Below are 263 nucleotides of genomic sequence, written 5' to 3' on the forward strand. Positions count from 1 at the left end.
GGCAGGATGAGGGCGTCGAAGATGACGTATGCGCGGTGTTGCTCGACGGTGCAGAGGCGTCGGCGTTCGCGTACCTGAATCGTGACGTGTACCCGGATCAAGATGCGCTCGATGCCGCGAGCAAGGCCGGCACGGCAGGCCCGTTCGCGATGGTGATAAACGGGGCAATTAAGGCGGCAATCCTCAAGATGTTCGCGGAGCAACACACGAACCGGGAGGATTCGGCGGGCGGGCAAGCGGTCGCGGAATTGCCGTTCAACTCG

At 62.7% G+C, this 263-nt stretch carries 1 protein-coding gene; it reads left to right on the forward strand.

The features are described from left to right. On the forward strand, positions 1-263 hold a 263-nt coding region (locus tag SB765_RS30695), incomplete at both ends, for a hypothetical protein (RefSeq protein WP_410932626.1).

Source organism: Pseudomonas sp. SIMBA_067, from assembly GCF_046534675.1.
Lineage (GTDB): Bacteria > Pseudomonadota > Gammaproteobacteria > Pseudomonadales > Pseudomonadaceae > Aquipseudomonas > Aquipseudomonas putida.